We start from the raw sequence: 25,597 nt of genomic DNA, 5'->3' as shown, positions 1-25,597 counted from the left end.
AACACGGAAATATACCCGCACCACCGGGGAGTTCTACCTGCCTAGACCTTCACCGAGAGAGCAATTCCGTCGAGAATGTCGTGTTCACTGACGATCAGTGTGCTGACGGCTCCGCGTCGCTCGAATTCCTCGGCCAAGACGCTGCAGACGATGGAACCGCCGCCGATGACGTCGACCCGCCCTGGGTGCATGGGGCCCAACTCGCTTCGTTCTGCACGCGTCATGTTGACCAGCCGGTCGCATACCTCGAACAGGTCCGCGAACGGCACCCGGGTTAGGTGCACCTTCTCGGCGTCGTATTCGGTGAGTCCGGAGGCGATGGCGGCAATGGTGGTCATGGTTCCCGCGACGCCGACCCAGCTTGTCGCGTTTCCGATCGACACTTCTTCGAAGGCTTCTTTCAGCCTTGCGCGCACATACTCACGGGCACTGGCGATCTCGTCTGCGGTGGGCGGATCACTGTGCAGGAACCGCTCGGTCAGCCGGACACAGCCGATGTTCGCCGAGAACGCAGCCTTGACGCCTTTGTTGTCTCCGAGCACCAGCTCGGTGGATCCACCTCCGAGGTCGACGACCAGGAAAGGTGCACCGGCAGCATTGAGTTCACCGACGGCTCCGGCAAAGGACAGTCTGGCTTCCTCGTCACCGGTGATGACCTCGGCGACCGAGCCCGCGACGATCGGATCGAGTATTTCGCGTGTCATCGCGAAGAAGTCCTCGCGGTTCGACGCGTCGCGCGTGGCCGAGGTGGCCACCATGCGTAGTGCCGATGCACCGCTCTCGCGGATGATTCCGGCGTACTCCTGCAAGGCATCTCGGGTTCGCTCGATGGCTTCGGGCGCAAACGCTCCCGTCGCGTCGACGCCTTGGCCGAGCCTCACGATGCGCATTTCACGGGCGACGTCGGTGAGGACACCGTCCTTGACATCGGCGACGAGCAGCCGGATCGAGTTGGTTCCGCAATCGATGGCGGCAACTCTGGTCATTGTGTCTCCCCGCGAAGTTCTGCGACGGTCGGCCAGTCCGCTGGAATGGCCTTGCCGCGCATATGGTTTTCGGCGGCGAGAGCAACTGCCTCGTCGCCGAGTGGATTGAGACCTGGGCCCTTGGCGAGCGAATGCGCGATGAGGACGTGCAGGCATTTCACGCGGTCCGGCATGCCTCCGCCGGTGAAGTCTGTTCCCAACGATTCGATCTCGTTGCGTTCGGCCAAGTAGGACTCGTGGGCTCGCCGATATCCGGCTGCCAACTCCGCATCGGTCCCCAGCCTTTCGGTCATTTCACGCATGACACCTGCAGATTCCTGCCTGCTCGCCTCTGCGGTGAGCCGCGGATCGGTCAGGTAGTACAGGGTCGGGAAGGGCGTGCCGTCGGGGAGTTTCGGTGCAGTTTTCACCACACCGGGCCTGCCGTCCGGGGATCGGTAGGCGACCTCGAGGACCCCGCGAGGCTCACGCCCCAGCTGGGTCGCAACCGCCTCTAGATCCTCCGGCGAGACTGCCGATTTTCCTGCACCGGTCACCCGACAGGTCCTCCTTCTAGTACCGGTGCAGGCGCAGGAACGAGTGCGGGCAGTGGTTGCTGCTCCGGCTCGTCGCTCTGCTGCGGCTGCACTGCTGATTCCCAAAGATCCCGATACCACGGGCCCTCGGATTGTTCGATCGATTTCGCTTCGGCGTCGGACTTTGCCATGTCACCGGGAAGCTGCACCTGATAGGGCGTCTCCCCCGGCATCACCCACCGCAGCCGACTGCGTGCCTCGGCGTCGATGCGTGCTGGTTCGTTCAGTTGCGACTTCTCACGTTCGAGATTCTTTACGTCGTCTTCGAGCCCTTTACGCTCCGCAAGGACCGAAGCGAGCTCGGTCCTCTGCGAAAAGTACGTCCGCAGCGGCATCGCGAGCGTCAACGCCAACGCACACACCACGACCGCCAAGATCACAGCGCGACCGGTGGACAGCCCGAAAAAACTCCGCTCCGGACGCGTCGACGCCTGGACGCCGACGCGTCGTGGCGCTGCCCTGCCGGCCACGACGGCATCGCGTGCCTGATCGGACGGCTCGGGCGGCAATTGACCGGTGCTGCGCGCGTCGCCGCGCGCAGCTTCGGTCTGCCGGTTACGAGGTGAAGCCGAGCGGCCGCGAGGCCGAGGATCACGCCCACCTGGACTTGTCCCCGGTCTACCTCGTCCTGCCGCCATGACCCACCTTCAACGCTTGCGTAAGAAAACTATCCCTCGTAATTGAACCGGGGGAAGGCCAGCTCGCCTGCGTAACGCGCCGCGTCGCCGAGAGCTTCTTCGATTCTCAGCAACTGGTTGTACTTGGCGACTCGCTCGCTTCGAGCGGGTGCACCTGTCTTGATCTGACCACTTCCGACGGCAACTGCCAGGTCAGCGATGGTGGTGTCCTCGGTTTCGCCGCTGCGATGGCTCATCATGGTCTTGTAACCATTGCGATGCGCCAGCTCGACTGCGTCGAGGGTCTCGGTGAGGGTGCCGATCTGGTTGACCTTGACCAACAGTGCGTTGGCGGCGCCGCGAACGATGCCGTCTTCCAGACGCTCAGGGTTGGTGACGAAGAGATCGTCGCCGACGAGCTGAACCTTGTCGCCGATGGACTCGGTGAGTGCAACCCAGCCGTCCCAGTCGTTCTCGTCCAGCGGATCCTCGATGGACACGAGTGGGTATGCGTCGACGAGTTCGCCGTAGAACGCCGACAGCTGCTCGGCGGTCTTGGTGTCACGCTCGAAGGCGTAGCCGGTGCCCGCGGTGTAGAACTCGGTGGCTGCGACGTCCAGAGCCAGGCCGATATCGCGTCCCGGCTCGAGTCCGGTCTTCTTGATGGCTTCGAGGATGAGGTCGAGTGCTTCTTTGGTACCGGCGAGGTCAGGAGCGAATCCACCCTCGTCACCGAGTCCGGTCGAGAGCCCCTTGGCCTTGAGAACCGACTTGAGCGAGTGGTAGACCTCGGCGCCCCAACGAAGGGATTCCTTGAACGTCGGTGCACCGATCGGAGCGATCATGAACTCCTGGACGTCGACGCCGCTGTCCGCATGCGCGCCGCCATTGATGATGTTCATCATCGGGACGGGAAGTATGTACGCGTTCGGTCCGCCGAGGTAGCGGAAAAGCTCGAGGCCCGCAGACTCTGCAGCAGCCTTCGCGACAGCGAGTGAAACACCCAGCAGCGAGTTCGCGCCGAGGCGGGACTTGTCCGGGGTGCCGTCGAGATCCAGCAGGGCCTGATCGATGGTGCGCTGCTCGATGGCGTCGAGGCCGATGACGGCCGGTGCGATCTCGTCGAGAACAGCGTTGACGGCCTTCTCCACGCCCTTGCCGCCGTAGCGGTCGCCGCCGTCACGAAGCTCGACGGCCTCGTGCTCGCCGGTGGATGCACCGGAAGGAACTGCCGCACGGCAAAGGGTTCCGTCGTCCAATGCGACCTCGACCTCGACAGTGGGGTTGCCACGGGAGTCGAGGATCTCGCGAGCTCCGACCTGCTCAATGATGGCCACGAATGCTTCTCCTATAAACGGGGACCGACAACGCCGCTGTTCACGACGCCACGACCGAGTTGCGGACTGTGCCGTGTGTCAGACTAGCCGCTTCGCTCACCTACCCGCATACGACATGGAGCTAGGCGCCGGCTCCCACCGAATAGGCCGCGGCAGCATCGCGGACATCGCGGAGATAGACGCCCGACTGGTTGTACGCCATCAGGGCCCGCTCCCACCCTTCAGCGGTGCGCAAGTCGCCACCACGCGCACACAAGTACCGGGCTGCGGTAAGGGACGCGTCGTCCAGGTTGTCCGGATTCGGGACGCCGTCGCCGTTGGCGTCGACACCCCACTTCTTCCATGTCTCAGGAATGAACTGCATCGGTCCCATGGCGCGGTCGTGGATGTCGTCGCCGTCGAGGACACCGCGGTCGGTATCCGGGATTTCGGCGACGCCGGGAGCGCCGTCGAGCGGGATTCCGCGAATGGTCGGCGCAACAGTGCCATCCTGCGCGACGGCAGAGCCCTGGTAAGTACCGTGGCGGCTCTCGATGAATCCGATGCCGGCGAGAGTGGTCCAGGCGATCCCGCAGTCCGGTGCCGTGGCGGACATGACCGCGGCGGCATGCGCGTATGCCGCGAGCGCCGGACCCGAGATGCTCAGCGCATCCGACTGCGGTGCAGCCCACGCGAGCAACAGATCTGCGGTGCGTCCCGGAGCGTTGAAGTCGATGTCCGGAACCGGCGCGCCTGGGCCGGGAGGTATGCCCTCGGGAATAACTCGCGGAGGTTCGGAGGAACCGCATGCGCTGGCCATGATCGCCACTGCCAAGGCTGTGGACAGCAAGATCGCGGCTCGGCGGGGTCGATGGGTCACACCACCCATCCTGCACATCAAAGGTAATAGAAACCTAAAGCTCTATGTAAGAGCTCGTTTGTGGTGTTTTTGCTCTGGCCATCTGGGTGTATGTTCCTGTAATAGTTAACAGATGAGGGTCGCCTACCCTTCGGAAGGGCAGGCGTACCGAACTCAGTGTCATTCCAGGAAGGTCACCCGTGTCCGTACTCGCTGCCGCCGGAACTGCGCCGTCGATCGCAACCCAGATGTTCGGCAGTGGACTGATCGGACTGCGTGAGGGGCTAGAAACCGGGATCGTCGTGATGATTCTCGTGGCCTTCCTCGTCAAAGCCGATCGCCGCGATGCACTCAAATGGGTGTGGCTAGGAGTCGGCGCTGCGGTCGCCATGGTCGCGGTCGTGTTCTTTGTCATTCACTACGGCACATCGACGGTCACCGGTCTCACCGCCGAGATCATCGCCGGGCTCGCTTCCCTAGTCGCCGTCGCGATTGTCACGGCGATGGTCCTGTGGATGCGTACAGCGGCCAAGGACATCTCCGGCGAGCTGAAGGGCGGAATGGAACGTGCACTGACCGTCGGTCCGATTGCCGTTCTGACCCTGGCCTTCTTCGCGGTCGGGCGTGAAGGAATCGAAACCGCGCTTCTCATGGTCGGATACGCCGAGAACACCAACGGCAGCCTGTGGCCGTTGCTCGGACTTCTCGTGGGCATCGTCGTCGCAGCCATCCTGACGGTGTTCCTGTACTTCGGTGCGATTCGCATCAACTTCGCCGTGTTCTTCAAGTACACCGGCGTCTTCCTCATCGTCGTCGCCGCGGGGATCCTCGCCTACGGCATACGCGCACTGCAGATCGGCGGATTGATCCCCGGCGGATCTTCGGTGGCGTTCGACGTCACCGCACACTACGACGCCTCGAGCTGGTACGGCACCGTGCTCGCGGGCATCTTCAACTTCCGACCCGAACCGACAGTCCTGCAAGCCGTCGGCTGGTTGGCATATCTCGTCATCGTCCTGTTTCTGTTCCTCCGGCCGGTTCGCGTCCCCGCAAAACCAGAGCCTGTACTCCACACGTCCGAAAGGCACTGAAGAAAATGCGTCGTACCACCTACGCTCTGGCAGCGGTTGCGGTTCTACCGCTGGCTCTGGCCGGTTGTACCGAAAAGTCGTCCTCCGAGGCGAGCGACGGGGACATCACGGTCACCGCGACCGACAACGGATGCGACATCAGTGCCTCCGAAGGTGCCACTGGAAACTCCACCTTCCAGATCACGAACAACGGCAGCAAGGTCACCGAGTTCTATGTCTACGGTGAAGGCGATCGAGTCATGGGCGAGGTCGAGAACATCGGCCCCGGCCTGACCCGCCAGCTCATCGTCGCACTGCCCGACCCCGGCACGTACCAAACTGCATGCAAGGCAGGCATGGTGGGCGACGGCATCCGCACAAACTTCGTCGTCAGCGGTGACGCCGTTCGCCAGGCCGACGAAAACGGTCTGCTGGCCGAAGCCGCATCGGGTTACAAGCGCTACGTTCTCAGCCAGATCGATGCATTACAGGAGACCACGGCAAGCTTCGTGGCAGCTGTCAAGGCCGGCGACGTCGAAGGTGCCAAGGCTCAGTTCCCCATCGCGCGTAGCTATTACGAGCGAATCGAGCCCGTCGCTGAAAGCTTCCCCGACGACCTCGACCCCCGTATCGACCTCCGCGAGCCCGACGTCGAGCCAGGCGCGGAATGGACCGGCTTTCACCGCATCGAAAAAGATCTGTGGGCGCAGGGACTGCAGCCGGACACGAACGCGATGGCCGATCAGCTGCAGGCCAACATCGACGAACTCGCCGAGAAGGTCAAGGCCGACGACTTCACCGTCGATCCGATCCAGGTCGCCGGTGGCGCACAGGGACTGCTCGACGAGGTCGCCAAGACCAAGATCAGTGGCGAAGAGGACTTCTTCTCGCACACCGATCTCTGGGACTTCCAGGCCAACGTCGACGGCGCACAGGCCGCGATCGCCGCAGTGCGTCCGATCATCGACGAGCGTGAACCCGAACTCGGAACATCGATCGACACTCGCTTCGCCGCACTCGACGCCGAACTTGCCAAGTACCGTGTCGGCGACGGTTTCGTATTCTACGACACCGTGACCGAACCACAGCGTCAAGAACTCTCGAACAAGATCGACGCGTTGTCCGCTGAAGTGAGTCAGGTGCAGGGTGTCGTCGCAGGACAGTAAGAGCACAGGGCCGGCCGCCTCCGGCTTCTCCCGACGGCGCCTCTTCGGTGCCGTCGGGGCGGGGGCCGCGCTTGTCGGAGTCGGGGCCATCGCAGGCAACGCAACAGCAACCGGCTCCGAGTCCCCGACGTCCGACGTCGTCGAATTCCGCGGTGACCATCAGGCAGGCATCGTCACGCCCGCACAGGACCGCATGCACTTCGTCGCCTTCGACATCACCACCGACTCGCGCGAGGAGTTCGTCGCACTTCTCCGCAAGTGGACGGATATGGCCGAGCGACTGACCAAGGGCGAAGAGACGTTCGAGGACGGCGCCGTCGGGGCAGGCGAGTACAAGCCGCCGTCCGACACCGGCGAAGCCCTCGGGCTCGCCGCCTCATCACTGACATTGACCATCGGATTCGGTCCGGGGTTGTTCGATCGGTTCGGTCTCGCGGACAAAAAGCCCGCATCGTTGGCCGACCTCCAGCACTTCCCCGCCGACAACCTCGATCCTGCGCGATCGGGCGGCGACCTGTGTATTCAGGCATGCGCCAACGATCCGCAGGTTGCCGTGCACGCCATTCGCAACTTGGCTCGCGTCGGATTCGGGACGGTGTCCGTCAAGTGGTCGCAACTCGGTTTCGGACGCACCTCGTCGACGTCGACAACTCAGGCCACACCACGAAACCTGTTCGGCTTCAAAGACGGAACTGCCAACCTCAAAGCCGAAGATCCGCAGATGCTGGACGAGAACGTCTGGGTCGATCCTGCCGACGACCAGGCCTGGATGGGTGGCGGCTCGTACCTCGTTGCCCGAAGAATCCGTATGCTCATCGAGTCCTGGGACCGCACGACACTCAAAGAGCAAGAGCGAGTCATCGGGCGTAGCAAGGGAACCGGCGCACCACTGGGCCTGACCGACGAATTCGATGCGCTCGACCTCGATTCGAAAGGTCCCGACGGCCCCCTGATCGACGCCGACGCACACGTCCGGCTGGCGTCCAAGGAAGAACTCGGCGGCATCCAGATCCTGCGGCGCGGTTACAACTTCACCGACGGTTCCGACGGTTTCGGGCACCTCGACGCCGGACTGTTCTTCATCGCGTACTGCCGTGACCCGTTGACCCAGTTCGTGCCGCTGCAACTCGCACTGGCGCGAACAGACCTACTCAACGAGTACATCCAGCACGTCGGCTCCGCGGTGTTCGCGTGCCCACCGGGGCTCGGGGAATCGGAGTACTGGGGTTCCACGCTGTTTGCATAACCGCTTGAATGGCACATTCATACGATCAAATAGTTCGAGTGCGCCATTCAAGTTGGGAGTGCGGTGCAAAGTTACGCCCGCAGACCCCAGTTTTCGATCCACTCGATCGCGGAGAGCTGCCCGGGAACAGCCCCGCGATCCTTGGCCGACACTTCGGCAGAACGGATGCGCTCGGCGAACTCCAGCACCCGACGGCGGAGCAGATCTTCCGCACTCTCGCCCCCACTGCTGTGATCGAGACCGATGTGCACTGTTCGCAGGTCGTCGGGCACCAGCTCGTTCGGGAGGCCGGCCTTGGATGCGCGCGCAATGATCTTCTGCGTCAATGCAAGCGCGGGCTGAGCCATCGCGATGCCGTCGAGGCATGATCCTCGCGCCTTCTCCGCCGCCTTGCGTTCCTCCCACGCTCGTTCCTGAGTCGCGACGTCGATGGGTCCCGTCGAGCCGTCGGTCAGGTGGGGTGTGCGGTGTGTCAGCTTTGCGACCAGACCGGCAGCGACATCGTCGACGTCGAAGCCGCCGTGTTCTGTGTCCTGAGCGATCCTCGAATGGAACAAGACCTGCAACAGGAGATCGCCCAATTCTTCCTTCAGATCCACGAGGTTCCCGCTGTGAATTGCGTCGAGCAACTCGTAGGTTTCCTCGAGGAGGTAGCCGCTCAACGAGGCATGCGTCTGTTGCGCTTCCCAGCCCCCGATCGTTCGGAGTCGGTCCATCAGAACGACTGCTGCGATGAGATCGTCACCGGGTAGTTTCGGGGAGGCAATAACCCGGTCACCGCGCCGAATACGCTCGAGGACATCACCATTACGCGGATCGGTGCTGACGAGCACACCGCCGGAGTCGTCGGCACGTGCGGTTCCGGCGAACAGCCACCGAATACCGACGGGCACTTCCTCGGTGAATTCGACTACCCCACTGAGGAATTCGACGGCTGCCGCGGGAACTTGACCGGGCCGGGTCGGATCAAGCAGGACTACCGTCATCACACGCCCACAGTGTGCTCCAACAGAACCGATCGAGACGGCTTACTGTCGAGCGAAAGAATCAGGTCGGCAATGAACTGCACCAATTCGACGTCACGAACCCTGGCCGCCCCGACTCCCCCACCTTCGACGCGCGGTAGTGGCAGCTGTACGACGCCGGTGCTCGCGCGGTACTGCGCGCTCGGGTAGAGACGCTTGAGCCGGATCTGCTTGGAATCGGGAAGATCCATCGGCGCCAACTTGACCTGCGTACCAGCGACATTGACGTCGGTGAGGTTGTATTCCTTGGCGATAAGCCGCAGCTTCGCGACGGAAACGAGCCTGCCGACCTCCTCGGGCAGCGGGCCGTAGCGATCCACCAACTCCTCGATGACGGCATTGATGCCTTCGGAATCCGCAGCAGCGGCCAACTTCCGATAGGCCTCGAGACGAAGTCGATCACTGGTGACGTAGTCCGGCGGAATGTTGGCGTCGACGGGCAGGTCGATCCGAACTTCCTTGGGGGCCTCGTCGGTGGTGATGGGCTTGCCGTCAGCAGCTGCGCGATAGGCCTCGACAGCTTCACCGACCAATCTGACGTACAGGTCGAAACCGACACCTGCCACGTGGCCGGACTGTTCGGCGCCGAGAACGTTACCGGCACCGCGAATTTCGAGGTCCTTCATCGCCACGGCCATACCGGCACCGAGGTCGGAGTTCTGCGAGATGGTGGACAGACGGTCGTACGCAGTCTCGGTGAGAGGCTTCTCGGGCGGATACAGGAAGTACGCGTAGCCACGTTCGCGACTACGCCCGACCCGACCACGAAGCTGGTGCAACTGCGAAAGCCCCAGCGAATCACTGCGTTCGACGATCAGGGTGTTCGCATTCGAGATATCGAGTCCGGTTTCGATGATGGTGGTGCAGACGAGTACGTCCGTTTCACGTTCCCAGAATCCCTGCACGGTTCGCTCGAGCGTCTCCTCGTTCATCTGACCGTGCGCGGTGGACACCCGAGCTTCCGGTACGAGGTCACGAATCTTCTTGGCTGCCTTGTCGATCGAACTGACTCGGTTATGCACGAAGAAGACCTGACCGTCACGGAGCAGTTCGCGTCTGATCGCCGCAGCGACCTGCTTGTCGTTGTAGGCGCCCACATAGGTGAGTACTGGGTGACGCTCTTCCGGCGGAGTCAGAATGGTCGACATCTCGCGAATGCCGGCCAGGCTCATCTCCAGAGTACGAGGAATCGGTGTCGCCGACATGGTCAGGACATCCACATGCGTACGCAGGGACTTGATGTGCTCTTTGTGCTCGACGCCGAATCGCTGTTCCTCGTCGACGATGACCAGCCCCAGGTCTTTCCACGCCACTCCGGTCTGCAGCAACCGGTGAGTACCGACGACGATATCGACCGTCCCGTCGGCGAGCCCGGCCATGACCTGCTTCGAGTCCGAGCCGTGGGTGAAGCGCGAGAGCCCTTTGACCGTCACCGGGAAGGCCGCCATGCGCTCGGTGAAGGTCTGTAGATGTTGCTGTGCCAGCAGGGTGGTCGGCACGAGGATGGCGACCTGCTTGCCGTCTTGAACGGCTTTGAAGGCGGCACGAACGGCGATCTCGGTCTTGCCGTAACCGACGTCGCCGAGGATGACACGATCCATCGGGACCGGCTTCTCCATGTCGGCCTTGACGTCGGTGATGGCCGTCATCTGGTCCATCGTCTCGGTGAACGCGAAGGCATCCTCCATTTCACGCTGCCATGGAGTATCGGGGCCGAAAGCGTGGCCCGGCGCCGCCTGACGAGCCGCATACAGCTGCACCAGCTCTCCGGCGATCTCTCGAACAGCCTTGCGCGCCTTGCGTTTCGTGTTCGACCAGTCCGAACCACCGAGCTTGCTCAGCGACGGCATTTCCCCGCCGACATAGCGGGAGAGCTGATCCAGGGAATCCATCGGCACGAACAATCGATCGCCCGGGTGCCCCCTCTTGCTGGGTGCATACTCCACGACGAGGTATTCGCGGCGCGCTCCACCGATCGTCCGCTCGACCATTTCGACGAATCGGCCGATACCGTGCTGATCGTGCACGACACTGTCGCCGGCCTTCAATGCAAGCGGGTCGACCTGATTTCGCCTCTTGGCCGGTAGCTTTCGGCCCTCGGCGGCGGCAACGCGGTTACCCGTCAGGTCGCTTTCGGTGACGATCACGAGCTTCGCGTCGGGCAGGATCAGTCCGGCGTGGAGAGAGGCACACAGGACGCTCACGACGTCGGGCAACGGTTCGGAACCCGAATCTATTGCGACAGCGGGCACTTCGGCCTCGCCGAGCCGCTCGATGATACGCGTTGCGGTTCCCGCGCCCGCGACGGCGATGACGGCGCGACCGCCGGTGGACACATGCGCTCGGAGCATGGCAAAGAGTCCGGTGAGCAACTCCTCCGAACCCCGGACCTCGGGGACGGTCTCGACAGCCAATTCGACCTCGGTCTCGCTGCCCGAAGCCAGTGGACTGATGGTCCACCACGGCCGACCGAGCGCCTGCGCGGATTCGCGGATCTGGCGTAGCGAACGGTAAGCGGACGCTCCGAGGTCGAGACTCGTCCCGCCCAGGCTGCTGGTGTCCACGGTGGCGGTGTCGAGCGGTGCTGCTCCACCCACGGACGCCGCCGTCCACGACGCTTCGAGGAACTCCTGCCCGGTACGGACCAAATCTGTTGCACGCGTGCGGATTCGCTCTGGATCGCACAGCAGGACGTGCGCACCCTTCGGCAGCACATCGGCCAGTAGCTCGAGTTCACCGGGCTGCAGCAGCGGAAGCAACGCTTCCATGCCTTCCACCGGTACCCCGGCAGACATCTTGTCCAACATCTCTACCAGGGCCGCATCGGCCTGATTGTCACCGGCGAGCGCCGCCGCACGATCGCGGACGTCCTGAGTAAGAATCAATTCACGGCAGGGCGGTGCGATGACCGACTCGATGACGACATCGGGCAGGGAGCGCTGATCGGCCACGGAGAACGCGCGGAGTTCGGTGACCTCGTCACCCCAGAACTCGACACGCACCGGATGATCGGCCGTCGGGGAGAAGATGTCGAGGATGCCACCACGGACGGCGAATTCGCCGCGTTTGCCGACCATGTCCACACGCGAGTACGCCAACTCGACGAGTCGGTGGATCAGGCCGTCGAAATCGATCTCGACGCCCACCTTCAATCCGATCGGCTCGATCTCGCCGAGCCCCGGGGCCATCGGCTGAACGAGCGATCGCACCGTGGTGACGATCACTTGGAGAGGTGGGCCGTAATCCTGGTCGTCCGGCCGCGCGAGCCGACGCAGCACTTCGAGTCTGCGGCCGACGGTGTCCGCGCTGGGCGAGAGCCGCTCGTGCGGCAAGGTCTCCCACGACGGAAACTGCGCCACCGAGTCGCCGAACATCTGGCCGAGTTCAGCGGTGAGATCGTCCGCTTCACGTCCCGTGGCGGTGACGACGAGCACCTGCGCCTGCTGCGCTATCGCGGCAGCGACGAACGGGCGTGAGGAGTTCGGCGCGACGAGCGTGTATTCCGCAGTCCCGACGGCCTCGCTCACGGTCATCAAAGCGGAATCTGCCAGAGCGACGCGCGCGACGCCCGACAGGTGAAGCGAAGAATCGGAAGACAACAGCAGGGCTCCTGAACGAAGGACGACACGAAGGCAGCCCGGTTGGAAAGTGCACCAAGATGTTGGCGAACGAGCAAACCGGCGGTCGCGGCCAATTCTATGGGAGCAGACCGACCCGTCGACGGCTGGGCAGGCCCACCGAGCCGTCGGAGCTAGTGCCGGATGACCCGTCGTGCTGCAAATTCGCGGAAGTAGTCGAGCTTGCCTGCCGTGACGAGCGAGGGAAGCAGGTAGTACCAGAGGCGCTCCATGCGTGAGGGCAACTCCTCGGTGGTCCCGGTAGCGACGGCCACCATGTGCACTCCGGTGAGGATCTCGAGAACGAGAGACCCGATGGTGTTCGGGTCCGCATCCGGATCGATATCACCCTGCTTGATCGCCTTGGCTGCAAGTGCATCGAACGCGACGCTCCACCCGGCCATGACATTGCCCTTGGTGCCGCTGTAGTCACCTATCTGGTGGCTCAGACGCATCATCGCCGAGACCATGGGGTCGGTGACCGACATGTCCACCACGATGTAGGAGATGCCGATGGCAGCTTCGAGGGCCGGGATGCGGCCGTCGTTGAACTGCAGGCACGCGGCGGTGAGCCTGGCGTTGCCCTCGTCGATCACAGCACGCGCGAGTTCTTCCTTCGACCCGAAGTGGAAGTAGAGAGCACCCTTGGTGACCTGTGATTGAGAGATGATTTCGCTGAGACTCGCGTTCGCGTAGCCGAGACGCAGAAACACGTTCGCTGCACCGGACAACACCGTATCGCGAGTAATCTCAGCGCGGGCCTGTCTGACCATTGGATCCGCCTTAGGAATACTGGGACTGCCATTGCGCAATGCTGCGAACGGTACCATCCAGTGGTTTTCTCGCCTCGGTCAACTTGCTAACGGTCCGAACCTGTAAATCCAGCACCTGTGACGTAACTCTCAGTGCTGCAAATTTGACCCTACCCGCTCTTTCGAGCGGTAGTGCGAAAATCGACCGCTCATTTGCCGCCCAATTGCGGCGCAGCCTCCAGATTGGTCAATCCGTTCCAACACAAGTTGACAACGTGGGCCGCAACAACTTCTTTCGAAGGTTCTCGAACGTCGAGCCACCACTGCGCCGTCATCGAGACCATTCCGACCAGCGCTTGGGCATACAAGGGAGCAAACCCGGCATCGAACCCGCGCCGTGCGAAGTCCCCGGCCAAAATGTGGCCCACCTGAGACACCGCATCGTTCAACAACGAGGAGTACTTGCCATCGGCCACCGCGGCGACCGGTGAGTCCCGAACCAAGATTCGGAAGCCGTCCGTGCGCTCCTCCACATAAGTAAGCAGGGCCAGAGCGACTCGCTCGACGCGGACTCGGGAGCGATTCTGTTCGAGCGAAGACGTGATCATCTGCAGCAGCGTCGACATCTCTCGATCCACGATCACCGCATACAGGCCCTCTTTCCCGCCGAAGTGCTCGTACACGACAGGCTTGGACACATGTGCCCGACCTGCGATTTCTTCAACCGATGTCGCCTCGTATCCGCGCTCGGCGAAAAGGGACCTCCCGATCTCGATCAACTGCTCACGTCGCTGCGTCCCCGTCATACGGACGCGCGGTACCCGCTCGGGTTCGGACAAAATGCCTCCCACCGAAATTCTTCGCTCGCTTGCTTGCAAGGAGCCTCGTTGGGCCAGCCTAGTGGTCAATTTTGGGCGCGGTTCGACTGGCAACTACCGTTCATGCGAGACTCGTTGCGCTCGGTGGGAGAACTGCGGCTGTAGACCTGATTCACAAAGGTCTTCGGTCTCCGGAGAAACCGCTGGTCCACGATCCGCCGTGGTGTAATGGCAGCACCTCTGATTTTGGTTCAGATAGTTCAGGTTCGAGTCCTGGCGGCGGAGCGAGAAGAATTTCTGTCGAGAAAGTAACCAGCAATTCGCAAGGAGCTCAGTTGCCGTTGCACACCGCCGTGGTCGTTCTCGCAGCGGGAGCAGGCACCCGGATGCGGTCCAAGACTCCCAAAGTCCTCCACCCCCTCGCCGGTCGCACGATGCTTGCCCACGCTCTGCATGCCGCTGCCGACCTAGGGCCCGACCACCTGGTCACCGTCGTCGGGCACGATCGTGAGCGAGTTACGGAATCGGTCGACGAGTTGAGTGTCGAGCTCGGACGCACCATCTCCACCGCCGTTCAGGACGAACAACTCGGTACCGGCCACGCAGTGCAGTGCGGCTTACGTTCACTACCGGACGACTTCGAGGGCACCGTCCTCGTCACAGCCGCCGACGTGCCCCTGCTCGACGGCCACACCCTCAAAGCGTTGCTCGACGAGCACCTGAGCGCACCCAAACCAGCCGCAGCGACGGTCCTCACATTCGTGCCCGCCGACGCCAACGGATACGGCCGAATCGTACGTACCGAAGACGGTGAAGTAGCCGAAATCGTCGAGCATGCCGACGCGAGCCCGGCACAGGTTCGAATCGACGAGGTCAATTCCGGGGTCTACGCGTTCGATGCCGTCGCACTGCGGACTGCACTGGGCAAACTGAGCACCCAGAATGCTCAGCACGAGCTGTACCTGACCGACGTGGTCAAGATCAGCAAGAACAGCGGCCTGGCGGTCTACGGCACTCAGCTCGCAGATCCGGACCTGGTTCTGGGTGTCAACGACCGAGTTCAGCTCGCCCGCGTCACCGCAATCTTCAATCGCCACATCATCGAACGACACATGCGCGCGGGCGTCACCGTCGTCGATCCCGCCACTACCTGGATCGACGTCGATGTCACTCTCGGCGCGGACGTCCGCCTCGAACCCGGCGTGCAGTTGTTGGGAAGCACTCACATCGGCGAGGACTCCGTCATCGGACCCGACTCCACACTTCGCGACGTCGTCGTCGGCGAGCGCGCGTCGGTGGTACGCACCCAAGCCGATCTCGCGACCATCGGCTCCGGTGCCACTGTTGGACCGTTCGCATACTTACGTCCAGGATCCGATATCGGTAACGGCGCCAAGGTGGGAACCTTCGTCGAAACCAAGAATTCGACGATCGGAAACCACTCGAAGGTTCCGCACCTGACGTACGTCGGCGACGCGACCATCGGTGAGTACTCCAACATCGGCGCATCGAGCGTTTTCGTGAACTACGACGGCGTCGACAAGAACCGCACCGTCGTCGGTTCGCACGTCCGGACGGGGTCGGACAACATGTTCGTCGCCCCGGTCCGAGTAGGCGACGGGGCCTACACCGGAGCTGGAACAGTGCTCCGACACGATGTACCCCCGGGGGCGCTCGCCGTCTCTGCGGGTTCCCAGCGCAACATCGAGGGCTGGGTCGAGAAAAAACGGCCAGGAACGGCAGCGGCGGAAGCTGCAGTTCGGGCTGTGGCTGCCAAGTCGACAAACGCGCACGAATCAAAGGATGGCGAACAGCAGTGACCACCCCCAATTGGATCGACAACCAGAAGAACCTCATGCTCTTCGCGGGTCGAGCACATCCAGAGCTGGCCGAGCAGGTGGCGAAGGAGCTGGGAATCGGCCTTACCCCGCAAACGGCACGTGACTTCGCCAACGGTGAGATCTTTGTTCGCTTCGAGGAATCGGTCCGCGGATCCGACGCCTTCGTTCTGCAGAGCCACCCGTTCCCGCTCAACACCTGGTTGATGGAACAGTTGATCATGATCGACGCGCTCAAGCGCGGATCAGCCAAACGCATCACCGCAATTCTGCCGTTCTACCCGTACGCCCGTCAGGACAAGAAGCACCGCGGACGCGAGCCCATCTCCGCGCGCCTGGTCGCCGATCTTCTCAAGACCGCCGGCGCCGATCGCATCATCACGGTCGACCTGCACACCGATCAGATTCAAGGCTTCTTCGACGGCCCCGTCGACCACATGCACGCGCACAGTCAGTTGGCCGAGCACATCCGCAGCAAGTACAGCCTCGAACACATCACCGTCGTCTCCCCTGACTCAGGACGCGTTCGCGTCGCCGAGAAGTGGGCCGACAGCTTCGGCGGCGGACCGCTGGCATTCATTCACAAGACGCGTGACCCGTTGGTGCCCAACCAGGTCAAGTCGAACCGCGTCGTCGGAGACGTCGAAGGACGCACCTGCATTCTGATCGATGACATGATCGACACCGGTGGAACGATCGCCGGAGCCGTGAAGGTGCTCAAGGAAGCCGGAGCCGGTGACGTCGTCATCGCAGCCACCCACGGCGTCCTCAGCAGCCCTGCCGCCGAACGTCTCGCAGAATGCGGGGCAAAGGAAGTTGTCGTCACCAACACCCTCCCGATCAGCGAAGACAAGCGCTTCGACACGCTCACCGTGCTGTCCATCGCTCCGCTGCTTGCTCGCACCATCCGCGAGGTCTTCGAAAACGGTTCGGTGACAAGCCTCTTCAACGGCGTCGCTTAGCACCCAGCACTATTTGGTTGGACGCAGGCTCAGTTCCTTTACACCCGCTCCGCCATCTCTCCCCCACTGCATGAACTTGGTCACTAACAGGTTCGAAAACCGCAGTTCGACAGGGAGGGGTGTGCGGGGCGGGTTTCGTTGTAACCTAAGATGACTCGTCGTGATCGACGCACAAACTATGGACAGCCCGACCGCAACTTCTACCGTCCGAATCGCCCGCTGGACTCCGGGCGCGTGCGTCTGGTGTGGGAGCACCGATTCGATCGAAATGTATCGAAACGAGCCACGCTGCGGCCAATGCCGCGAACACGAAGCCATCATCGACGAGGCCAAGCACTTCATCGGAATGTATGGTTTGCGTCCCCTCGGCGGGACCCTCGCGTCCGAAGACGAGGAAGAGCGCGAGTACCGCGTCACCGCACGCGACGCACGCGAGGTTCTCAATCGCATCCGACTCGAGAAGCTTCCCGATCCGGCCGCCGTGCGCAAAGCATTGCGTCCGAGGGCAGCTGCTGCAGTTGCCGCAGCACCGACGTCGGTATCTGCATCAGGGAAAGCAGCTCCCAAGAAATCCCAGGCAGGTGTGAGCAGTGTCGACCTGATCGAACTTCAGTCACGTGGACAAAAACTTCTCGAGCAGTTGGCGAGCATCGACGAGAAGATCGCCGCACTCGACGGTAGCTCCGGATTGCCGGCCCGTGCGCGGCTCAAGGACCTCAACAGTCAGCGCACGAGCGTGATGGGCACACTGGGCGCCCTCGAAAAGGCTCGTCGCCGTACCAGCTGACTCCACCTTTACTCGCCGGAAGTTCGGCGTGGGAAGATGCTCAGTCGGTGCTCAGGTCGGTCGACGACGTCCGATGCGTCAGGAACCTTCGGGGCGTCAGGAACCCTCGGGCACCGACACGACGATCTCGTTACGACGCCGGAATGCCAGCGTCCAGGGCGGATCGTAGAACCAAGTCATCGGCTCACTCGACGTCTCGATGTTGAGGGCACGCAACACTTCTGACAATTTTTCCATCTGCGGCAAAACGTTGCCCCGGGCGCGGCTACCACTGAAGCGCAGCACCGCAACTGTCTCCGCCGGGACCTCGACCAACTTCACGCGGTCGTCATCGGGCGTAGGCAACGTCTCCATCGACCATGAGGACGGCATGAAGAACCGGATTACCCAGCTGTCGCCGTCGGCGGTGCTCGACACCGGCGCCGTCATCGCGATCCGCTGGGAGTCGGCGGACGATTGACTGACAGGCGCTGTCATGGCGACCTCCTGTGAGCCCGTATTACCACCGAAGATGTATCCGGCTAGGCGCCGGAACCCGTCCCGGCGTGCTTGTTCTTCATCCGCGTCAACCGTCGTCTGTGCGGCAATTCGCGGTTCGTAGCGACGGATTTCCACTGCGTCGGTCAACCGCCGACTGGTATGGGCAGGTTCTTCCGTGCCGATGCGAACACCGACGACGCCCAAGGCGGACTTGGCTACCTGACCGATCGTGGACACAATCTTGTTCGACATCGTCTCGTCCGATCTTTATCGCGTGGTCCCTACTCTCATTCCTACCAGCGCCGGCCACGGGCGGTCGGGACGAGAATGAGGGCGGGCCAAGGATCAGCGGCCGCGACGAGCAAGGATCAGCGCGAATCGCTCCTGCGGGTCCGTCCAGAACTGGTCGACATCGAATCCTGCGTCGGCCAGCTCTGCCGTAATCCCCTCTTGACGAAATTTGGCCGAGATCTCGGTGCGCAACTCCTCACCCTTGGCAAATTCGATATCGAGAGCCAGGTCCGCGACGGCAATGTGCTGCGCCTCTTTTGCACGGAGTCGCATTTCGATCCACTCGTTGTCTGCATCCCACACGGCAACGTGTTCGAACTGGGTGCGATCGAAATTCGCCCCTAGCCGATCGTTGAGTACCGACAGCACGTTGACGTTGAACTCTGCCGTCACACCGGCTGCGTCGTCGTATGCCGGGATCAGAACGTCCGGATCGATGACAAGGCCCACTCCGAGGACGAGAAATTCGTCGGCTATCAGTGCACTGGCGATGTCGGACAGGAACCCCGCGCGCTCCTCGGGAGTCAAGTTGCCGAGCGTGCCCCCGAGGAAGGCGATAGTTCTCCGCCCGTCGGCGGGCAGATTCTGCAAGGTGTCCGTGAAGTCGCTGACGATCCCATGGACTTCGAGCGCAGGAAATTCGCGTGAAATCTGCTCGATAGCGCCGGACAACGCCGACGGCGAGACATCCTGCGGAACGTACTTTGCAAGCGAGCCGTGTTTGATTCCGGCCGCGATCAGCAATCTGGTTTTCTCCGAAGAACCGGAACCGAGTTCCACGAGGATCGCCGCGTCGGTGCGCTCGGCGATGTCGTGGGCATGAGCCTCGATGAGTGCCCGCTCGGTTCGAGTCGGGTAGTACTCCGGCAACTCGGTGATTCGCTCGAACAATTCACTGCCAGTGGCGTCGTAGAACCACTTGGGCGAGAGCCACTTCGGCGACGCAGTCAGACCCTGCCTCACATCCGATCGCAAGTCCTCCAGCAACCGTTCCGGCGAGATGTGGACATCCAACGCATTGTCTGACACGAAAATGCTCCTTCAATCGAGGTCGGTGACGTCGAGGTAGCCGGGCCGGGCCACCACGAACTGGTGGTCCGCAATCGGTTCCCACGACGGATCGTCGTCCAGCGGTTCGGACGCGAGAGTGATCGCGTCTTCGCCTCGTAGCGCGGACAACGAGTGATAGACGGTCGTGGCATAGAGCGTCTGCCCGTCGGAGAGCAGAAGATTCAGCCGCGAACTCGGCGATACGGATTCGACGCGGTTCACCAGGATGCGCAACGCCTTGTCCGGTTCGTGTTCACGAAGAAGGTTCGCCAGGATGACCCATAACGCTGCCGAATCCGTCGGTGCCGGTAGGCGCAGAAGGTCCGCCAACGGGATTTGCTCGGCGAGGTCCGTCATCACCTCCGGCCAACCGAAGACGACACCGTTGTGGCTGAAAGCCCAGGTGCCGTCCGTGAACGGGGCACACGCACTGCGCTCCACCGGCATTCCGACGGTGGCTGAGCGCACCGCTGCAACGATCGCCGTCGACTGTGCGGCGACGAGGACCTCGTCGACGGCTGGGTCCGACCAGATCGGCATCTGATTTCGGTAGCTGCGCACGGTGCCCGCATCCCACCACGCGGCACCGAAGCCGTCGGCATTGATGGTGCCTCCGCCTCGCATGTCCTTGGGCGCCCACGACTGCACACGCAGGGAATTACTACCCGCCGTCACAGCGTCGGCGACGCTGCGCTGCGGGCCTAGGTAACCGAGATGACGGCACATTCAGCGTGACTCGACATCGCGTGCACACCGAAAGCCGGCGAAGATCTGCCTACGAATCGGGTGGTCCCAATTCCGGAACGTGCCCCGGCACGCGACCTCGTCGGTACCGAACGAACCTCCGCGCAGCACCTTGTAGTCACCGCGAAGAAACACCTCGGAATACTCGGCATACGGAAACGGCTCGAATCCCGGGTAGGGCTCCAGATCCGAAGAAGTCCACTCCCACATGTCACCGATGAGTTGCTGCACACCCTGCGGTGTCGCGCCCGCTGGATAAGCCCCGATGTCGGCCGGTTCCAGATGCCGCTGACCCAAATTCGCGTGGGCTTCCGTCGGCTCGGCATCTCCCCACGGATACTTGCGGACCGAGCCGGTCGACGAGTCGAAACGCGCCGCCTTCTCCCACTCCGCCTCGGTCGGTAGGCGCTTGCCTGCCCAGCGCGCGTAGACCTCTGCCTCGAAGAAGCCGACGTGAACCACAGGCTGGCTCGGCCGAATCGGGGCCGTGACACCGAATCGGCGACGCCACCACGCACCACCTGCGTCACGCTCCCAGAACAACGGCGCTCGAAGTCCCTCGGTGATCCGGTGCGACCAACCGCGCTCGCTCCACAGATCTTCTCGGTCGTAACCACCGTCTTCGATGAAGTCCACATACCGACCGTTGGTGACCGGTGCGACGTCGAGCGCGAAGGTGGGAACGAACACCGAGTGCGCCGGCCGTTCGATGTCGAGTGCCCACGGATCGAAGGTGGTGCCCATCGAGAACGTGCCGCCCTCGATCACGACCTCGCCGGCCGGCTCGACGGTCGGGGCGGGAGGCGCGGGCGCCGAGAGGACCGCAGGTCCGAGCCGTAGCTGGTGCGTCGCAAGCATAGTCTCGTCGTGCTGCTGCTCGTGCTGCGCAACCATGCCGAACGCGAATGCGTCACGCTCGAGCCTGCGCCCATCGAGCGGGCTGGACGCGAGAATGTCCCACACCTTCTCCCGCACGGTGCCGACGTAGGCGCGTGCCTCATCCGGCGACAACAGAGGCAGCGACCGGCGGCTCGAACGCGAGTGCTTGAACGCGTCGTACAGCTCGTCGATGTCCTGGCGCACCGGATCACGACCGCCGACGTCGCGGACGAGCCACAACTCCTCCTGATTACCGATGTGCGCGAAGTCCCACACCAGCGGGCTCATCAGTGGCGAGTGCTGCGCGGTCAGCTCTTTCTCGTCGAGACTCTCCGTCAGCAGCGCACTACGTGCACGACTACGGGTGAGTACGACCTCGACTCGGTCACGAAGCTGCTCGACTGTCACGACACCGTCTCCTTGCGCGTGGAATGGCATGCGTTGATCGAACGGGCCACTGCGTCCCCTGGTTCGGGTGACTCGCCCCTGCGACATCGCTCCGAGGCCGCTGACAACGAGTCCGCGTGATCACCTCCCGCGCGTGCAGACAACCGCAGCAGCTCGACGGCGGTCTCGCGCAGGTCGGCATCCGCCAACCCGGACTGTGCGGCATCGATCCATCGGCCTGCAGTCCGGTGGGCTAGCGCGGTTGCCGCCTCGATGACGGCCGGGGTCGACAACAACGATTCGAACGCCGATGCCAGAACGACCCATTGCCCATCGGGTTGGGCGTCGAGGTACCGAATTTCGAGGTGTCCGCAGGCTCGAACGTGCGGGAACAGAGTGGTCAGGTGGTAGTCGAGGTCGGCGGTGGTCGGCCGTCGCCCGGCCAGTGCCTCGACATCCCCTGCAAGCCAATCCGCAAACGTCGATCCGAAGGGCGCCTCCCAGCTTTCCCCCTCACTGCGAATGCACAGCAACGGGACGTCGAGCGCCCATCTCGCATAGTCCGCAATGGGATCACCGGTGGCGGGAACTGCGGTGCGACTGTCGTCGAGTTCGAGCCAGGTGCGCATGCGTTGCGACGCCCAGGCCCCTTCCGGTGCGCCTCGCAGACGAGGCGAGGATGCGAACGCGGCAACGAATGCGGGACCGATGGCCTCCAACATCTCCCACCGTGCAGCAACCTCGGCACGATCGACCCCGGCGTCGACGCTGACCTGAGCTGCAGCGGTGTTGCACATCATCAGCTTTCCGAACGGGCCGATGGTGGTGAAACGATTCTCCATAGCGCAGTAGCGCGGTAAGACCAGCACTCTGTGCGCCTCACGCTCGGTGTCTGCGGGCACCGATGCCATATAGATCCCGCCTGCTTCCATGACGTCGGTGACCACACGGGAGTCCGAATCCAACGCGTGCTGCAGTTCGGTCACCGACGCATGCGGCGAGCTGGAGAGTTCGATCTGGCCGCCCGGTTCGATCGTGACGGCGCTTCCGCCCGGCAACGTCAGGGCGGGTGAATCAGGTGCGATGCTGCGCGGTGCGTAGTCCCCCAGCGCGTCGGCAAGATGTTCGAGTGACGGTCTGTCTCCGTCCTCGGCGAACGTCAACCATTCCAATTCGGCACCGATGAGCTGCGGCGGCCCGAGCTTGAAGCAGACCCGCGACACATAGGCCTCGGCCGCAGGCCGAGAACTCAACCCGAGCGACTTCTCGTTGGACGACAAAAGTGCCTCCTTGCATGACCCACACTCGCCTGTACGAATGTGGATCGAACTACCCAGGGGACCGAACTACCCAGGGCCGTGCTGCACGAAACGCGGATGCTGTGCAATCCTGCATCGACAATAACCAGAAGTGCATCACATCGCACCGACAACTTTCTCGTACAGGAGGGCTCATCCACGGTGTTCGACCTCGAAAGAACTCGCCGCGACACCCCTGCCGCCGAGACTGCAATCTTCCTCGACAGCGCCGGGTCCTCGCTGCCTCCGACGCCCGTCGTCGAGTCTGCGGTTGCGCATTTGCGTCGAGAAGCCGTCGTCGGAGGCTACCGCGCTGCCATCGAGCGCAAGCACGATCTCGCCGCCGTCAAGACCTCGATTGCGACGTTGATCGGCGCTGAGGCGTCGGATATTGCGTTGAGCGACAGCGCAACTCGCGCATGGAGCGACTTCTTCTATTCGATTCCGCTGACCGCGGGTGATCGAATTCTGATGTGCGAAGTGGAGTACGCGAGCAACGCGATCGCAGCCCTGCAACGCGCGGCGGCAACGGGCGCGCGGGTCGAGATCGTGCCGAGTGATCCGACAGGGCAGATAGATCTCCTCGCGCTGGAAGCAATGCTCGACGAACGCGTCCGAATTGTCTCGCTCGTGCACGCTCCGACCAACGGCGGTCTGATCAATCCGGCTCGCGCAGTGGCCGATCTTGCGCACCGATTCGGCGCACTCGTGTTGCTCGACGCGTGCCAGTCGATCGGTCAGATTCGCGTGGATGTCGCCGAGCTCGGAGTCGACGCTCTGAGTGCAACCGGGCGAAAATGGCTGCGCGGGCCCCGTGGAACCGGATTCCTGTACGTGCGCCCAGAACTGTCCGCATCGCTGGAGCCGCCGGCCCTCGACCTACACAGCGCCCAGTGGATCGGTGAGTCCGAGTACCGACTCGCGCCCGACGTCACGCGATTCGAATTCTGGGAATGCGACGTCGCAGCTCGATTGGCGCTTGGTGCCGCTGTCGACTACCTGCTCGATATCGGCATCGACAACGCAGAAGAAGCGATCTCCCAGCGTGCCGAATACCTGCGGACCGCGCTACGGGGTCTCGATGGTGTGTCGGTGCACGATCTGGGCGACCACAAGAGCGGCATCGTGTCCTTCACGGTCGCGGAGCTCGCGCCGACCGCCGTCCGCGACTTCCTGACAGCCAAGGGTGTGACGGTCACCGTGAGTCCACGCAGCTCGACGCTCCTCGACATGACGCATCGGAGACTCGACGCCGTCGTACGGGCGTCACCGCACTATTTCGTCACGTTCGCGCAGCTGGACGACATGGTCGAGGCACTCCGAACCCGGTGAGTTCCGGACGCACTCGAGGTGTCGGTAGCGCCGTCGTGTAAAGTCTTCCGGGTTGTCTCGGCGAGGGTAGAACCTACACAGGAACTACCGTGATCGACGCGGCTCGGCCCCTGGCCTTGCTCGTACGTGTCAGCCCCGACGAGTCTTTATCCGCCACAAGCGATACACCAGGAGCATTCACCACATGGCGCAAACTGTTAACAACCTCAAGGCAATCGTTCGCACCGAATTCGGCAAGGGTGCAGCCCGCCGCGCACGTCGCGACGGCCTCGTTCCTGCCGTTCTGTACGGACACGGAACCGACCCGCAGCACCTCGCACTCGATTCGCGTGCCTTCGCTTCCGTTCTCCGTAACCACGGCACCAACGCCGTCCTGACGCTCGACATCGACGGCGCAGAGCAGGTCGCACTCACCAAGTACATCGTCGTGCACCCGATCCGTCGCAGCATCGAGCACGCCGACCTCCTCGTCCTCAAGAAGGGCGAGCGCGTCGCCGTTGAGGTCAACGTCCTCATCGAGGGCGACGCCGCTGCTGGCACCCTGGTCTACACCGACTCGACCGTCATCGAAATCGACGCCGACGCATTGTCGATCCCCGAGTCGATCACCGTCTCGGTCGAGGGCCTCGAAGCCGGATCGCAGATCCTCGCAGGCGCCGTCGCGCTGCCTGAGAACGTCACCTTGGTGTCCGACGCCGAACTGCTGCTCGTCAATGTCGTCGAGGCGCCGTCCGAGTCGGACCTCGAAGGCGATGCCACCGAAGAGGCCACTCCGGAAGCAGCCGAGGACAGTTCGGAAGAGTCCGAGAGCTGATCTCGGCCCTTCAACTACCGACGCGCCGTTCCCCTGCACTGGGGAGCGGCGCGTTGTTGTTTGTCACCTGAATGGAAGCATGGTCGCTGTGAATGTAGAGCCAGCCCTGATCGTCGGACTCGGGAACCCCGGACCTCAGTACGAGGCGACGCGGCACAACGTAGGTTTCATGGTCGCCGACGTGTTGGCCGCTCGAATCGGTGCAAAGTTCTCTTCTCACAAGAAGTCCAATTCCGAAGTGATTCAGGCGCGCCTGAGCGATCGCCCGGTGGTGGTGGCCAAGCCGCGCACGTTCATGAACCTGTCGGGCCAACCGGTGGCCGCACTTGCGCGTTTCTTTTCCGTCGACCCGAGCAACATCGTGATCGTGCACGACGAACTGGACATCGAGTTCGGAGCGATTCGCCTCAAGCTCGGCGGCGGCGAGGGCGGACACAACGGCCTGCGCTCGATTTCACAGCACCTGGGCACCAAGGACTATCTGCGCACACGGGTCGGGGTCGGCCGACCGCCGGGTCGGATGGATGCTGCCGCGTACGTCCTGAAGCCATTCTCCGCGGCCGAACGCAAAGATCTCGGCGTGATCTGTGAGGAAGCTGCCGATGCGGCGGAACTGCTTCTACGCGTCGGGCTCGAAGCTGCGCAGAACCAGGTTCATCCGCGCTGAAGCTAACACCATTTTTGCCAA

General features: G+C 62.9%; 23 protein-coding genes and 1 tRNA gene. 10 read left to right on the top strand and 14 right to left on the bottom strand.

The window, feature by feature from the left end:
- Positions 1 to 41 precede the first annotated feature (41 nt).
- From BJD99_RS15110 to BJD99_RS15090, 5 genes are all read right to left on the bottom strand, one after another.
- On the bottom strand, positions 42 to 986 hold the full coding sequence (locus BJD99_RS15110) for a Ppx/GppA phosphatase family protein (RefSeq protein ID WP_084347908.1): 945 nt from the start codon (positions 984 to 986) through the stop codon (positions 42 to 44).
- Positions 983 to 1,522 carry a DUF501 domain-containing protein gene (locus BJD99_RS15105; RefSeq protein WP_084347906.1) on the bottom strand — a complete coding sequence of 180 codons (540 nt, stop codon included), beginning with the start codon at positions 1,520 to 1,522 and terminating at the stop codon, positions 983 to 985. The genes BJD99_RS15110 and BJD99_RS15105 overlap by 4 nt, the downstream gene beginning before the upstream one ends.
- On the bottom strand, positions 1,519 to 2,199 hold the full coding sequence (locus tag BJD99_RS15100) for a septum formation initiator family protein (protein ID WP_084347904.1): 681 nt from the start codon (positions 2,197 to 2,199) through the stop codon (positions 1,519 to 1,521). The genes BJD99_RS15105 and BJD99_RS15100 overlap by 4 nt, the downstream gene beginning before the upstream one ends.
- Positions 2,200 to 2,228: 29 nt before the next feature.
- The gene (gene eno, locus BJD99_RS15095) at positions 2,229 to 3,515 is read right to left on the bottom strand and encodes a phosphopyruvate hydratase (RefSeq protein ID WP_084347902.1); all 1,287 of its coding nucleotides are present in this window, start codon (positions 3,513 to 3,515) and stop codon (positions 2,229 to 2,231) included.
- Between the two features lie 121 nt (positions 3,516 to 3,636).
- Positions 3,637 to 4,383: a lytic transglycosylase domain-containing protein gene (locus BJD99_RS15090; protein ID WP_373270547.1), complete on the bottom strand. Its 747-nt coding sequence runs from the start codon at positions 4,381 to 4,383 to the stop codon at positions 3,637 to 3,639.
- 170 nt (positions 4,384 to 4,553) lie between these two features.
- On the opposite strand from BJD99_RS15090, the gene efeU reads away from it, so the two are divergent.
- From efeU to efeB, 3 genes are read left to right on the top strand one after another with little or no spacing between them, the layout of a single operon-like run.
- On the top strand, positions 4,554 to 5,444 hold the full coding sequence (gene efeU / locus BJD99_RS15085) for an iron uptake transporter permease EfeU (RefSeq protein ID WP_084347901.1): 891 nt from the start codon (positions 4,554 to 4,556) through the stop codon (positions 5,442 to 5,444).
- Between the two features lie 5 nt (positions 5,445 to 5,449).
- Positions 5,450 to 6,589, top strand: a complete 1,140-nt coding sequence (gene efeO / locus BJD99_RS15080; protein ID WP_143542179.1) for an iron uptake system protein EfeO — start codon at positions 5,450 to 5,452, stop codon at positions 6,587 to 6,589.
- On the top strand, positions 6,570 to 7,835 hold the full coding sequence (gene efeB, locus BJD99_RS15075; protein WP_084347900.1) for an iron uptake transporter deferrochelatase/peroxidase subunit: 1,266 nt from the start codon (positions 6,570 to 6,572) through the stop codon (positions 7,833 to 7,835). Before efeO ends, efeB begins: the two co-directional genes overlap by 20 nt.
- A gap of 71 nt (positions 7,836 to 7,906) precedes the next feature.
- Here efeB and BJD99_RS15070 read toward each other — a convergent pair whose 3' ends face one another.
- The 4 genes from BJD99_RS15070 to BJD99_RS15055 all read right to left on the bottom strand — a co-directional run bounded on the left by BJD99_RS15070 (position 7,907) and on the right by BJD99_RS15055 (position 14,035).
- Positions 7,907 to 8,821 (bottom strand): MazG family protein, encoded by a 915-nt coding sequence (locus tag BJD99_RS15070; RefSeq protein WP_084347899.1) that lies wholly within the window; start codon positions 8,819 to 8,821, stop codon positions 7,907 to 7,909.
- Positions 8,821 to 12,393 carry a transcription-repair coupling factor gene (mfd, locus tag BJD99_RS15065; protein ID WP_256895786.1) on the bottom strand — a complete coding sequence of 1,191 codons (3,573 nt, stop codon included), beginning with the start codon at positions 12,391 to 12,393 and terminating at the stop codon, positions 8,821 to 8,823. The genes BJD99_RS15070 and mfd overlap by 1 nt, the downstream gene beginning before the upstream one ends.
- 218 nt (positions 12,394 to 12,611) lie before the next feature.
- Positions 12,612 to 13,250, bottom strand: a complete 639-nt coding sequence (locus BJD99_RS15060) for a ScbR family autoregulator-binding transcription factor (protein WP_084348086.1) — start codon at positions 13,248 to 13,250, stop codon at positions 12,612 to 12,614.
- Positions 13,251 to 13,438: 188 nt separating this feature from the next.
- Entirely contained in the window at positions 13,439 to 14,035 is a 597-nt protein-coding gene (locus tag BJD99_RS15055) for a TetR/AcrR family transcriptional regulator (protein ID WP_179142360.1), read from the bottom strand.
- Between the two features lie 226 nt (positions 14,036 to 14,261).
- On the opposite strand from BJD99_RS15055, the gene BJD99_RS15050 reads away from it, so the two are divergent.
- The 4 genes from BJD99_RS15050 to BJD99_RS15035 all read left to right on the top strand — a co-directional run bounded on the left by BJD99_RS15050 (position 14,262) and on the right by BJD99_RS15035 (position 17,634).
- Positions 14,262 to 14,332: transfer RNA gene (locus BJD99_RS15050), tRNA-Gln, on the top strand.
- A gap of 50 nt (positions 14,333 to 14,382) precedes the next feature.
- The gene (gene glmU, locus BJD99_RS15045) at positions 14,383 to 15,867 is read left to right on the top strand and encodes a bifunctional UDP-N-acetylglucosamine diphosphorylase/glucosamine-1-phosphate N-acetyltransferase GlmU (protein ID WP_179142351.1); all 1,485 of its coding nucleotides are present in this window, start codon (positions 14,383 to 14,385) and stop codon (positions 15,865 to 15,867) included.
- Positions 15,864 to 16,847, top strand: coding sequence for a ribose-phosphate diphosphokinase (locus BJD99_RS15040; protein WP_084347897.1), 984 nt, complete (start codon positions 15,864 to 15,866; stop codon positions 16,845 to 16,847). The genes glmU and BJD99_RS15040 overlap by 4 nt, the downstream gene beginning before the upstream one ends.
- Positions 16,848 to 17,007: 160 nt before the next feature.
- Positions 17,008 to 17,634 (top strand): hypothetical protein, encoded by a 627-nt coding sequence (locus BJD99_RS15035; protein WP_179142350.1) that lies wholly within the window; start codon positions 17,008 to 17,010, stop codon positions 17,632 to 17,634.
- Positions 17,635 to 17,730: 96 nt separating this feature from the next.
- Here BJD99_RS15035 and BJD99_RS15030 read toward each other — a convergent pair whose 3' ends face one another.
- From BJD99_RS15030 to egtA, 5 genes are all read right to left on the bottom strand, one after another.
- Positions 17,731 to 18,366, bottom strand: coding sequence for a heme-binding protein (locus BJD99_RS15030; protein WP_084347895.1), 636 nt, complete (start codon positions 18,364 to 18,366; stop codon positions 17,731 to 17,733).
- Between the two features lie 93 nt (positions 18,367 to 18,459).
- A complete protein-coding gene (gene egtD / locus BJD99_RS15025; RefSeq protein ID WP_084347894.1) occupies positions 18,460 to 19,434 on the bottom strand; it encodes an L-histidine N(alpha)-methyltransferase in 975 nt (324 codons plus the stop codon).
- A 12-nt stretch (positions 19,435 to 19,446) separates the two neighbouring features.
- Positions 19,447 to 20,181, bottom strand: a complete 735-nt coding sequence (egtC, locus tag BJD99_RS15020) for an ergothioneine biosynthesis protein EgtC (protein WP_084347893.1) — start codon at positions 20,179 to 20,181, stop codon at positions 19,447 to 19,449.
- Complete coding sequence (egtB, locus tag BJD99_RS15015; RefSeq protein WP_143542178.1) at positions 20,182 to 21,516, bottom strand: ergothioneine biosynthesis protein EgtB; 1,335 nt, start codon at positions 21,514 to 21,516, stop codon at positions 20,182 to 20,184.
- A complete protein-coding gene (gene egtA, locus BJD99_RS15010) occupies positions 21,483 to 22,745 on the bottom strand; it encodes an ergothioneine biosynthesis glutamate--cysteine ligase EgtA (protein ID WP_084347891.1) in 1,263 nt (420 codons plus the stop codon). The genes egtB and egtA overlap by 34 nt, the downstream gene beginning before the upstream one ends.
- Positions 22,746 to 22,925: 180 nt before the next feature.
- On the opposite strand from egtA, the gene BJD99_RS15005 reads away from it, so the two are divergent.
- The 3 genes from BJD99_RS15005 to pth all read left to right on the top strand — a co-directional run bounded on the left by BJD99_RS15005 (position 22,926) and on the right by pth (position 25,576).
- A complete protein-coding gene (locus tag BJD99_RS15005) occupies positions 22,926 to 24,095 on the top strand; it encodes an aminotransferase class V-fold PLP-dependent enzyme (protein WP_084348083.1) in 1,170 nt (389 codons plus the stop codon).
- Positions 24,096 to 24,279: 184 nt separating this feature from the next.
- The gene (locus tag BJD99_RS15000) at positions 24,280 to 24,909 is read left to right on the top strand and encodes a 50S ribosomal protein L25/general stress protein Ctc (RefSeq protein WP_084347890.1); all 630 of its coding nucleotides are present in this window, start codon (positions 24,280 to 24,282) and stop codon (positions 24,907 to 24,909) included.
- Between the two features lie 88 nt (positions 24,910 to 24,997).
- Positions 24,998 to 25,576 (top strand): aminoacyl-tRNA hydrolase, encoded by a 579-nt coding sequence (gene pth / locus BJD99_RS14995; protein ID WP_143542177.1) that lies wholly within the window; start codon positions 24,998 to 25,000, stop codon positions 25,574 to 25,576.
- The last annotated feature ends 21 nt before the right edge of the window (positions 25,577 to 25,597 follow it).

This window comes from Rhodococcus sp. 1163 (assembly GCF_002091985.1).
GTDB lineage: Bacteria > Actinomycetota > Actinomycetes > Mycobacteriales > Mycobacteriaceae > Rhodococcoides.
Note: the sequence above shows the minus strand (reverse complement) of the source record. Positions and strands in the feature narration are given on the sequence as shown.